Below are 10,575 nucleotides of genomic sequence, written 5' to 3'. Positions count from 1 at the left end.
AGAAGCATATCGAGCTTGATAAACGTCATTGATGCTATTTCTTTTAAGCTCACGATAGATCGTACTAGGATGTCTTTTAATGAGTTCAGCAAATTTTCTGGCTGAAAAGCCTTCTTTTCTTGACTCAAGCATTAATGCAGTACGATCTTCAAAGTTAAGATGATGGTATGACAATTTTATATACTCCATAAACCCTTTAAATTAATTAGGTGGTTTATGTCGCACTTCAAGTTTTACTCTGCCCATCCTACAATATAATTAAATTAGTAAACTTAAAAGTGTTTAGTTCAAAAGATGTCAAAAAGTTTAAAAGCTCATGAGCGTTTAGCAGAGCGACTTGCAAATATTATAACCCGTTTAAATAGAGGAGAGCATTTAGACCCTTATGAATTGACTTTAGATTTTAGTGTATCTAAAAAAACTATACAACGAGATATAGAAAGGCTATCAATCGCAGGTTTACCTTTAGTTATAGATGAAAAAACAAAGAAGTTTTATTTAGGAGCAAACTATGTTGGTAAAATTAGCCCTCAAGATATCCAAAATTTTGCTCAGCTTTCTGGAATTACGGGTTTATATCCGAATTTGGATCTATCATTTCTAAGAGAATTACTCGATAGCCGTTCATCTGAAGTTTATGCGGCAAAAGGTTATTTTTTTGAAAACACAACTCATTTTTCAGAGCTATTTAAATTAATTCGCGAAGCAATACAAGGTCGAAAACATATAGCTTTTCAATACAACAGCAAGTTACGTACAGTACAGCCATATAAACTTATACATCACCACGGTAGTTGGTACTTAGCAGCGGTAAGAAATGATCAGTTAGGGCTACGAGCGTATCGCTTGAGTAGAATTGGCAAAGATTGCCAAATACAACATCATTTAGATCCATTTGAATCTGATATAGAAATAATAAAACAATTAGAAAATGAGGAGAGTATTTGGTTTGGCAAGGAAAAAAAAGAAATAGTATTGTCAGTTCAATATCAAGCTGCTGAACATTTCGAACAAAGACAGCTTTTTCCTGAGCAACAAATTATGAAAAAAAATGATGATGGAAGCCTGATTATTTCAAGTCGTATAGTACATCAAGATCAGATTAAATCACTAATTAGATTCTGGATACCTCATGTTAAGGTAATCTCACCTATTGAGCTCCAATATAGTGTGGAAAATGATCTAAAGCTATATCTAGAGATATAATCTATAAGTAAATTTGCATTAGAAACACTATATAGGACATAACCTGTCAACTGTCCTAATTACTATCATTTAGTATAGGCATTAAATATTTTTTATTAAAAGTCAGCTTTAATTTTAAGCACAACTTATAGAAGTGATGTAAGTGAAATGAGTGAGCAGCAAATCCAAACTCTTTGGAATGAATTTTTAAATCAATGGTCAGTAGAAAAAGTTCAGAAAATGACTCTGCCAGAGTATTCCCAGGTAGGTAATATTGATACATTTGGCTATTGGCTTGAACATAAGACTAAACTTATCGCTAATATTTTAGGTGGGTCTGCATTTAAATTTGGTATTTACCACAGAAATGCTTCTGATGAGAAAGAGAATGGTAAAGGTAAAATTTATGAGACTGACTATGCATGGTTAGAAAAATATGGTCAAACTAAAGAAAAAGCATTTGATGAAGTTAAGAAAAGAATATTGGAAACTATTAAAGCAAGTCAATTAGGCGAAATGGAAGCTATAGACCAGATTGACTTTTCTCCAGTATTAAAATGGAAAATTGCATATTTATACCAGGATCAAAAAAATCCAAATATTGTTCCTATCTTTTCAAAGACATGGTTGGATTTTTTGAGTGGAAATAATAATTTTACTTATTCCCAAGCATATAAGTATCTTTTAGGAAAAAAGGATAAAAATATTCCCATTCAGGAATATGGAAATAAATTAGCTGAACAATATTTAAATGCTAACCCTAAAAAGAGTGCTATGGAGGAATTTAGCCAGCATGACTCAATTACTTCAGATGATAACGAAACAAAATGTGATAAAGATTCGTTGATTAGACCATTAAATCGTATTTTATTTGGTGCAGCTGGTACTGGTAAAACTTACCATACAATTAATCATTCACTCAGTATTTTATTGAATAAAACTTTTGAAGAGTTAGATGAACTTTATCCAGATCGTACTGAGCTAAAAAAAATATTTGATCACTATAAAGAAATTGGACAAATTAAATTTATAACTTTTCACCAAAGTTTTAGTTATGAAGATTTTGTTGAGGGTATTCGAGCTGAGGCTAATGATAAAGGACTAAGTTATGATGTTAAACCTGGTTTGTTTAAAGAACTTTGTGATGATGCTCGAATGGAGTATGAAGCTAAGCGCTCAAATAGTATTCAAATAGAAGATGAAAGTATTAATCAAGCTATTGAACGATTAATAAGGAAAGCAAAAGAGAAAAAACTTGTTTTTCATACTAAAGCAGGCAAAGAAATACGAGTTTTTGCAAATCAGCAAGGCACTTTATTTGCCTTAACTCAAAAAGATATAGATATCAGTTTGTCGTTAAGACATATTCGTAATTACTTAAAATTACAGAATGAGGAAATTATTGATCAGAAAAGTTATGAATGGGCGATAGCAAAAGCTCTTCGAGCTGAACTAAAAGCTAGTGTATCTGCTTATGCAAAACCTAAACCTTATGTATTAATTATTGATGAAATTAATAGAGGGAATATTTCCCGTATTTTTGGTGAGTTGATTACCCAAATTGAAGATTCTAAACGTCAAGGTAATGATGAAGAGTTAAGTACAATTTTGCCTTACTCAAAAGAAGAATTTAGTATTCCTAATAATCTTTATATTATTGGGACAATGAATAGTTCAGACCGTTCTCTAACTGGGCTGGATGTTGCGTTACGTCGACGTTTTGATTTTATTGAAATGCCACCAAAACCTGAGTTGTTAAGAGATCAGGAAGAGAACGACATAGAGATTGATGGTATTAATATTGTGAAATTACTGACTGTAATAAATCAACGCATCGAAATACTATTAGATAGAGACCACTGTATTGGACATGCCAATTTCATGCCTTTAATAGTAGAACCAGAAATCCAAAAATTAGCTAAAATTTTTCAGCAAAAAATCATTCCACAATTACAGGAATATTTCTTTGACGATTGGGAAAAGATTGATGCGGTTTTAAATGGGAATGGAATGCTTCATAAAAAGTATGAGCTAAGTTCGCAAAATAGATTATTTAAAGATCAAAGCTTGATTAATCGTAATATTTGGGAAATTAAGGCTGAAGCATTCAGTGATGTGAAGAAGTATATTGCAATTTATGATGAAACATCCGAAGTCAGAAATGAGTTAAGTGGATTGTGATTATGTCGAATATCACTATCCGTGAATATGCATATTTAAGAGTTTCACAAAATCCTCCTCAGCAGAATCAGAAAATGGATTTTGCAGAAATTTCACAGAGTGGTTTTGATTACCTATTTCAACTGAATCAGGAACTGCTCAGAAATGGGCAGCGAATTTTAAAGTTAGGTAGAACAGCATCGGAAATTCAAGTACAGAATTTTGTTGGAGTTATTGAAACCCCATGCGGCACTGAAATTGAGATCTTACCAAAACATGCTGATTCAGTAGAGGATAATGGTAATGCTAGGGCTATCTTGATTAAAATCTTGAAACAGGTTTTACAGTTGCCACAGCGTGATACAGGTCTTGCCTCGATTGAAAAATTCAAAGTACCTCTAACAGACTGGTTCTATGCACAATTTTTAGATGCTTTGCAGAAACTTTATCGTACAGGGATACGATTTGATTATCAGCGAGTAGAGGCTGAAGAAAACTTCTTACGAGGACAGTTAGATACAGCACAACAAATGCGAAAACCTTTAACAAGGCAACATCAATTAAGTATAAAACATGATATTTTTACGTCAAATCGGGCAGAGAATCGGTTGATTCGGTCATGTATTGATGTGGTCTGTAAAAGAGCTAAGACTGCTGATTTGTGGCGAACATCACATGAGTTTCATTTACTGTTCTCAGAAGTGCCTCAATCTACAAATTATAGGGAAGATTTTAAAAAATGGAAAAATGATCGACTAATGTCGCATTATTCCGATATAAGGTATTGGTGTGAATTGATTTTAGGCAATGAAATCCCATTTGCTGTAAAAGGTATTAATCAGGCAAAAAGTATTCTATTTCCTATGGAAAAGTTATTTGAAAAATATGTAGAAATACAATTATCAAAGCAACTTGTAAAAGGAGCAAAGCTTGAGACTCAGAAATCTAGTAAATATTTAGCTCAATATAATTCAAAAGATATATTTAATTTAATACCAGATTTAGCTATCCAATATTATTGTGAACAATCAAAGTCTAAAAAATATTTGATACTTGATACTAAATGGAAACTTATTAATAGCAATAATATTGAGGAAAAATTTGGGATAAAACAAAGCGATATGTATCAGATGTTTGCCTATAATCATATGTATCAGGGCCACACATCAGATATCGTATTAATCTATCCAAAACATAAAAATTTCCAGATAGCACTAAAGCCTTTTGAGTTTAAACTTCATGACTTATTGAAGACTGGACTACAACCAAAAATTTGGGTAATTCCATTTGATTTAGAACGTAGTGAACTTATTTTAGATAATTTGATGATCGCTGGATTACATTCTTAAATTAAGTAAAAGCTACTTAGCGTAGCTTTTACTTCTGAATAATATTTATTAACACTGATTATTTTTGACAATCGCTATTACTTCTTTTTTATAGCTATCAGGAGTGTAAATATCATCAATTTGACAATTTTTCCCATCACACTGAACTTTAAAATCTACTTGAGAGTTTTCACCAAAGTTCTTTCCTTTAGCCCGAACTAACCCATTGTTAAGGACAGAGAATTTCATCTGGTTTACATGTACATCATAATCATTGCCAGGTATGACAGCAATTAAACTTGGATTAAGCTAATTTTTAACAGGTGCCAAACAATGCTTTACAGTGATGTTTGGCTTTTCTATTGTTGTGTATTTCGGTAGTATTCTTACTCTTCTTTCTGCTCGAAAACTAAAAAGCCTGTTCTATTTATAAGCTTTTTAGCCTCATCAATTTACTAGGACATATGAAACGTTACTACAAGCAAACTGAATCGGTAGTTTCTCAATGGACGACCGAACAAGACTGTTTTTTAATAGAAAATAATTCTCTTTCTATTGATGAGTTGAAACAACATCTGCCATTTTCTGAAGAAGAAATTAGGGTGCGTAGATCAGTTTTAGGACTGGTAAGACGCGATCAGCAAATGAGATCGTATTAATTTACCAAATGGTAAATTTTAATTGAAAATAAATGTTTCAAAAGAAGAGAATAATTTAAAAAATATTGCGGAGGATTTAACAAAACCATAATTTTTTTCGGTGTTTTTTTGGTGCAACTTACAGAAAGCTTTAACTACTTACATTCAACAATAATAACATTTCACTCCTTAACATTTGTTTCACCATAATCAGAACCATAAATCATTTTAAGATCAAAACTTTATAACAATTGAGATTGAGGAGGTTAAAAATGCCAAAATATTTAGCCGTGGCTGAAAAGGTTTATAAGAATATTAAAAAAGATGACTTATTCACCAATGACCTTACACAAAATCTGAATTGTTTAATCAGTCAGATTCGTAAGGCCATTAAAGGAACTGAATTCAAACTTAAGTTTAATTATATCGATTTTGATGAGCAATTAACTAAACCGCTTAGTGAGTGCAAGGTTAAAGTTGATGTAAGTGTAATGCCAAAGTTTGAAAATGAAGGAGAGTATTTACTCTGGTTAGCCAGTTTTATTGAACGGGTTACAGAAGGAGGAAAACCTAAATTCCCGCCAATTTCACAGTTAATCCCACACGGATTTAAAATGTCTAAAGAATCGCTTCCTGTGACAGTTGCTCCTCCAAAAGAAGAGCATGCAGATATGATCATTAATTATTTTAAATCTGAAGATTTTATGAAATCTAATAAAGCTCCTTCATAAAAGAATATAGAAGTATTCGTCCACCATACTTCTATATACCTGCTGGTTATACTCAGCGACCGCCTTCTGGGGCGGTTTTTTTTATGGGTATTGCCTCATTCACTTCTTTGTAAAAGTAAAACTGGTTTGTCGTAATTACTATTACACCACTCATGTTTTTTGAGTACAGCTTTGGGAACCTGAACCATATCTTTTACAGGGTTAAAACCCATTGATCCGTAAAAGCCTTCCAGTTCAGCAAAGGGTAAACAGTAAAGCTTGGAAAATTCCGAGTTTTTAATTAGAAAATCGACCACTTTACGAGCAATTCCTAACCCTTCATTGCCAGGAAAAACATAAATTCCACCGAGTTCACCGCTGTTCGAATCAATGGAGACAACTCTACCTTGACCAACAGTTTTCTCGCCAATAGAAGCTAGTACAATAAGTTCATCTTCATGTGATGGTACAAAATCAACCTCGGCATAACGTTCGTTTATAGCTTTGAGATCGGCAGCGTTAGCAAGTCTTAATGAAATTTCCATTACTCTTCCTATAAGTACTATCTGTAATTTTTAAGTTTGGCTTTTCGATGATAGCTATAAAACTCAAAATAGGCTAAATACTTTATCAAAGCATTTAAATTAAGCTTTTTATAATATTGATTGGCTTAATAAAGGGGATTAGTAACTAATCTCTTAATTGTTTCTTCAAGTTCATCGTAATGATGAATACTTGCATCAGAAAGAGGGTGTTCAAGAGTGAGAGTTGGGTGGAAAAATATTGTTTGCATACCCACTTTTTTGGCGCCTTCTATATCTGCTTTGGGATTGTCTCCAATAAAAATGTCATCGGATGGGTTACAGCCCAATTGAGTGCAAGTATATAGATAAATTGCTGGGTCAGGTTTTCTTAAACCTATGGCTTCAGAAATCACGATAGTTGAAAAATAATCTGTTATTCCTAAAGCATAAAAATTATGTTCTTGAAACGGTGTTTTTCCGTTTGATACTAAGCCCAATGTATATCCTTGAGCATGAAGGTTTTGAATGATTTTTTGAGCATTTTCAAAAGCTGTAGAGAATTTATTAAAATTATTAATATAAGACTGTAGCAATTCATTTGTATCATATCTTTTGATATTAAAGTTTTTAATTAATTGATCATAAACAATATCTTTCCAAACACTTCCATTGTTATCTAACTTGATGAAGCTTTTAATAAAAGACTCTTTTAATTCTTGTGGTACTAATTTGAAGAAGTTTACTTGCCAATTTAGAAATTTTATAAGCGATTCATTGCGATTAAGAATGGTTTGGTCTAGGTCAAACAAAAGTACTTTTTTCATTTTAAAATCTTTAAGAAATAGATTAATACTTATAGCGAATTTCTATCTATTGTTCAGTTTAATTAAAATACTTTTACGATTCTTTTCTGAATAACTCCAAATCAAAAACAACCCCTCATAAGGCGTTACTAAAAGTCTTCTAGTCATGATGGGTCTTTATAGTTAAGGATTTATAGAATCAACTGCTTGAAGTAAGCTTGTAAATAATATTGCTAGTTTTGACTCAGGTTGTGGCTCATTTCCATTTGCGGTAAATACTGCACAAACTTTATGGCCTTTTTGAGTGTTTCCAATTACTGAAAAGTTAATCACGCCGTATTCGGAACCACCTTTAAAACCAATTTTTTGCCAATTTAAATTTTTAAACAGTGGATTTAAAGAACTGTTCAGAGCAGGGGCATTTTGAACACTTTCAAGAAGAGGACAAATCTCATTGGCTGACATATACCATTCAGCATCTTGCCAAGTAGCCGATTTTCCAATGCTACTCACACTTGGTAATGGCAGTTTATCTAGCTCAGAGAGCACTTCTAAACGAGCCGATTTTGTACCTGTTTTAAACTTATTTCTGAGCTGTTCATTACTCGAATCAATCAGTTGAAATAGTTCTCGTGTGGTCAGCATAGGAGAGTTTCTAGGTGACAACGCTTCTATACGAGGCTTTTTTAATACCTCTATAAGGCTATCGGTCGCTGTGTTATCGCTAATTTGTATCATTAACTGCGCGAGAAGCTCGAGATTTACAGGTGTACCAGCAGGTAGGTTTTGTAAAACTCCTGTTGGTAATGAGCGATTTTTTTCTTTTAAAGAAACAATAGTTTCTCTTTTTAATTCGCCTTTTTTTATCGCATCTTCATATGCTTTTAAAACGAGTAACTTAAAAGTTGAGCCTACAGCCATAGGGGTTTTATCATTTTCAACAATCACAGGTTTGTTATCTACAACAACTAAAAGAGAGGTTTTACCGACTGCATTTTCATGTAAACCTTTGACTGTTTCATCTAAGCTTACTATCTTAAAATGAGGTGCGCTAAACCAAAGGGTACTAATTTGCCCTTGCTGATCTAAGCTAATTGAAACAGGTAATTCTCCTTTTTCAAAATCAATCGTTCCTGAACCATTAGAAACATTAATACTTTTAAGAGTGCCTAAAGATACTTTTAAGTCATCAACGATTTTTTGAATTTGTGTGATGGAAACTTGTCCTAAAAATTGAGAGCTAAATAAAGAAGCTTCTATGGGTTTATCTGCAAAAATTGATGAAAGCTTACTAGATAAAGTATCTATTTTTTGTTCTGCTGCTGCATGAGCAGTAGAAACAACAATAGGGGACACATTTAAAGCCATAACGCCTACAGCAAAAAATAAAGCTCTAGACGCGTACATTTTCTTAGTTAGAAAGTTCTTCATTCAATGTCCTCTTATACTCGGTCTCATCTATAATTTTTTATAAATGTCTTTAAAAATAAACGTTCATTTTGACCTATCAAAAATCATATATCTATATAAATTTCTTCGATTTTATAAACCAAATTTTAATAATAAAGCTAAATTATTTAGCCTTACTTTTTTAATGATCTAATTTAAAGCAAATGTCATTTTGTGTGCTTGACGGCAAGAGACTTGGACACTATTCTTTGCCTGCTGGCCACATTGCCAGTCGGTTTTAGCAGACCGTTCCGAAAAGCATTAAAAGAGCAATCTTTTAGTGACGAACCCTCGTGCCCCCTCTGCGGCGGAATGATCTGACCCCATAAAGTTGGACAGTTAGTTAAGCAGTTTTTATAAACTGGTTTCTATATTGTACCGGGGATAAACCTTGTAGCTTCACCTTGATTCTCTCATGATTATAATAATGAATGTATTCTCGTATCGTTTTCTCTAATTCATCAATTGATTGAAATTTTTCTCCATGAAAGCATTCCGATTTTAATATTCCAAAGAAGCTTTCTATTACAGCATTATCTAAGCAATTTCCTTTACGAGACATACTTTGAATTAAACCATGTTGCTTTAATTGCTGTTGGTAATGAGCCATTTGATATTGCCATCCTTGATCTGAATGGAGAATTGGTTTCTCATGTCGCTTAAGTTTAGCTAAGGCATGAATGAGCATATCTTTCACTAACTCATAATTGAGTTTACGTTGGATCCGGAAAGTAATAATTTCCCCATTAAACAAATCTATAATTGGTGATAGATAAAGTTTTTCACCGTTAACATTAAATTCCGTCACATCAGTTGCCCATTTCTGGTTGGGATGGTTCGCTTTAAATTGCCGTTGCATAATGTTATCAGCCACCGTCCTGACACAACCACTTTTATATGAACGATATTTCAATGCTCTGATACGTGATTTAAGTCCCATGGTTTTCATAAGGCGATATACACATTTATGGTTGATTATTATTCCTGTACTTTTCAGGGCAAGAGTAATTCTACGATAGCCATAGCATCCCTTATGCTTGTGATATATGGACTTAATCTGCTGTTTTAACTCAGTATATTTGTCATTAGAGCGTACAGCTTTCATGTGATAGAAATAAGTACTACGAGCAATCTTTGCAATACTGAGTAAGAGTTTTAATGGATAAATTTGCCTTAATTCTGAAATAACCTGAACAGTGTCTGCAGTACAAAGTGTATTTAAGTACGTTGCTTCAGTTTTAAGGCTTTTAGCTTTTTTAAAAAGGCAACCTCTGCTCGTAAAGCAGTCACTTCATCAATGAGCTCCTGTTGAGATTTATCTTTGTCTTCTTTTATAGGTTTAGTTATTTTGGTTTTATGTTGTTTAACCATATTGGTATAAATCCTCGTAGTATTAAACCCGGCAATCCCTTCTTTATGATACTGAGCGAGCCACCTTCTTAAAATTGACGTCCCGCTCAGATTTAACCGTCTTCTAACTTCTCTTACCGGTATCTTATCAAGAAGCATTTGTACAGCCTTGATTTTAAATTCGGAAGAGTAGTAGGTTTTTTTAGTTTTAACATTCAGGCCATCTTCACCTTGTGCCTTATAGTTTTCAATCCATAAGCGGATGGTTTGGAGATCAACATTAAATTCTTGTGAAAGGATTTTATATCCTTTACTTCCATCTAAATAAGCTTGAATGACTTTTAATTTTAACTCTTTTGAATGCTTCGGAATTGGCATAGGGCACACCTCATAAGTTTAAAAAGTCTAACTTATGGGGTGCAGTTCAG

At 32.9% G+C, this 10,575-nt stretch carries 12 protein-coding genes; 5 read left to right on the top strand and 7 right to left on the bottom strand.

Annotation, left to right across the window (positions count from 1 at the left end; all coding sequences use genetic code 11):
• A partial coding sequence (locus J671_RS25625) for a helix-turn-helix domain-containing protein (protein WP_240490539.1) occupies nt 1–132 on the bottom strand: 132 nt, incomplete at its 3' end.
• A 162-nt stretch (nt 133–294) separates the two neighbouring features.
• Between J671_RS25625 and J671_RS23755 the strand changes: the two genes are divergently transcribed.
• From J671_RS23755 to J671_RS23745, 3 genes are all read left to right on the top strand, one after another.
• Complete coding sequence (locus J671_RS23755; RefSeq protein ID WP_004887908.1) at nt 295–1,206, top strand: helix-turn-helix transcriptional regulator; 912 nt, start codon at nt 295–297, stop codon at nt 1,204–1,206.
• Between the two features lie 147 nt (nt 1,207–1,353).
• Nucleotides 1,354–3,366 (top strand): McrB family protein, encoded by a 2,013-nt coding sequence (locus tag J671_RS23750; RefSeq protein WP_006580619.1) that lies wholly within the window; start codon nt 1,354–1,356, stop codon nt 3,364–3,366.
• Nucleotides 3,367–3,368: 2 nt separating this feature from the next.
• Nucleotides 3,369–4,694 carry an McrC family protein gene (locus J671_RS23745; protein ID WP_004887902.1) on the top strand — a complete coding sequence of 442 codons (1,326 nt, stop codon included), beginning with the start codon at nt 3,369–3,371 and terminating at the stop codon, nt 4,692–4,694.
• Between the two features lie 48 nt (nt 4,695–4,742).
• Here J671_RS23745 and J671_RS0105240 read toward each other — a convergent pair whose 3' ends face one another.
• Nucleotides 4,743–4,922 carry a hypothetical protein gene (locus J671_RS0105240; RefSeq protein WP_006580620.1) on the bottom strand — a complete coding sequence of 60 codons (180 nt, stop codon included), beginning with the start codon at nt 4,920–4,922 and terminating at the stop codon, nt 4,743–4,745.
• A gap of 215 nt (nt 4,923–5,137) precedes the next feature.
• Here J671_RS0105240 and J671_RS25620 point away from each other — a divergent pair, with 215 nt between their 5' ends.
• Both J671_RS25620 and J671_RS23740 read left to right on the top strand, forming a co-directional pair.
• Complete coding sequence (locus J671_RS25620; RefSeq protein WP_002054484.1) at nt 5,138–5,332, top strand: hypothetical protein; 195 nt, start codon at nt 5,138–5,140, stop codon at nt 5,330–5,332.
• A 251-nt stretch (nt 5,333–5,583) separates the two neighbouring features.
• Nucleotides 5,584–6,042, top strand: coding sequence for a hypothetical protein (locus tag J671_RS23740; protein ID WP_002054486.1), 459 nt, complete (start codon nt 5,584–5,586; stop codon nt 6,040–6,042).
• A gap of 95 nt (nt 6,043–6,137) precedes the next feature.
• Here the strand turns inward: J671_RS23740 and J671_RS23735 are convergent, their stop codons facing one another.
• From J671_RS23735 to J671_RS23720, 5 genes are all read right to left on the bottom strand, one after another.
• Nucleotides 6,138–6,566, bottom strand: coding sequence for a GNAT family N-acetyltransferase (locus tag J671_RS23735; RefSeq protein WP_004887900.1), 429 nt, complete (start codon nt 6,564–6,566; stop codon nt 6,138–6,140).
• A 125-nt stretch (nt 6,567–6,691) separates the two neighbouring features.
• A complete protein-coding gene (locus tag J671_RS23730; protein WP_004887898.1) occupies nt 6,692–7,369 on the bottom strand; it encodes an HAD family hydrolase in 678 nt (225 codons plus the stop codon).
• A 162-nt stretch (nt 7,370–7,531) separates the two neighbouring features.
• Nucleotides 7,532–8,779 carry a serine hydrolase gene (locus tag J671_RS23725; RefSeq protein WP_004887896.1) on the bottom strand — a complete coding sequence of 416 codons (1,248 nt, stop codon included), beginning with the start codon at nt 8,777–8,779 and terminating at the stop codon, nt 7,532–7,534.
• A gap of 361 nt (nt 8,780–9,140) precedes the next feature.
• Nucleotides 9,141–9,983 carry an IS3 family transposase gene (locus tag J671_RS0105235; RefSeq protein WP_228132367.1) on the bottom strand — a complete coding sequence of 281 codons (843 nt, stop codon included), beginning with the start codon at nt 9,981–9,983 and terminating at the stop codon, nt 9,141–9,143.
• Nucleotides 9,984–10,015: 32 nt separating this feature from the next.
• Entirely contained in the window at nt 10,016–10,525 is a 510-nt protein-coding gene (locus J671_RS23720; RefSeq protein ID WP_004886316.1) for a helix-turn-helix domain-containing protein, read from the bottom strand.
• Between the last annotated feature and the right edge of the window lie 50 nt (nt 10,526–10,575).

The sequence above is a fragment of the Acinetobacter sp. 1130196 genome (assembly GCF_000588095.1).
GTDB lineage: Bacteria > Pseudomonadota > Gammaproteobacteria > Pseudomonadales > Moraxellaceae > Acinetobacter > Acinetobacter nosocomialis.
This window is presented reverse-complemented; position numbering and strand designations above follow the sequence as displayed.

Bases quoted from the DNA above. Each gene is read 5' to 3' on its own strand.
- J671_RS23755 (WP_004887908.1), top strand. From the start codon at position 295: ATGTCAAAAAGTTTAAAAGCTCATGAGCGTTTAGCAGAGCGACTTGCA.
- J671_RS23750 (WP_006580619.1), top strand. From the start codon at position 1,354: ATGAGTGAGCAGCAAATCCAAACTCTTTGGAATGAATTTTTAAATCAA.
- J671_RS23745 (WP_004887902.1), top strand. From the start codon at position 3,369: ATGTCGAATATCACTATCCGTGAATATGCATATTTAAGAGTTTCACAA.
- J671_RS0105240 (WP_006580620.1), bottom strand. From the start codon at position 4,922: ATGAAATTCTCTGTCCTTAACAATGGGTTAGTTCGGGCTAAAGGAAAG.
- J671_RS25620 (WP_002054484.1), top strand. From the start codon at position 5,138: ATGAAACGTTACTACAAGCAAACTGAATCGGTAGTTTCTCAATGGACG.
- J671_RS23740 (WP_002054486.1), top strand. From the start codon at position 5,584: ATGCCAAAATATTTAGCCGTGGCTGAAAAGGTTTATAAGAATATTAAA.
- J671_RS23735 (WP_004887900.1), bottom strand. From the start codon at position 6,566: ATGGAAATTTCATTAAGACTTGCTAACGCTGCCGATCTCAAAGCTATA.
- J671_RS23730 (WP_004887898.1), bottom strand. From the start codon at position 7,369: ATGAAAAAAGTACTTTTGTTTGACCTAGACCAAACCATTCTTAATCGC.
- J671_RS23725 (WP_004887896.1), bottom strand. From the start codon at position 8,779: ATGAAGAACTTTCTAACTAAGAAAATGTACGCGTCTAGAGCTTTATTT.
- J671_RS23720 (WP_004886316.1), bottom strand. From the start codon at position 10,525: ATGCCAATTCCGAAGCATTCAAAAGAGTTAAAATTAAAAGTCATTCAA.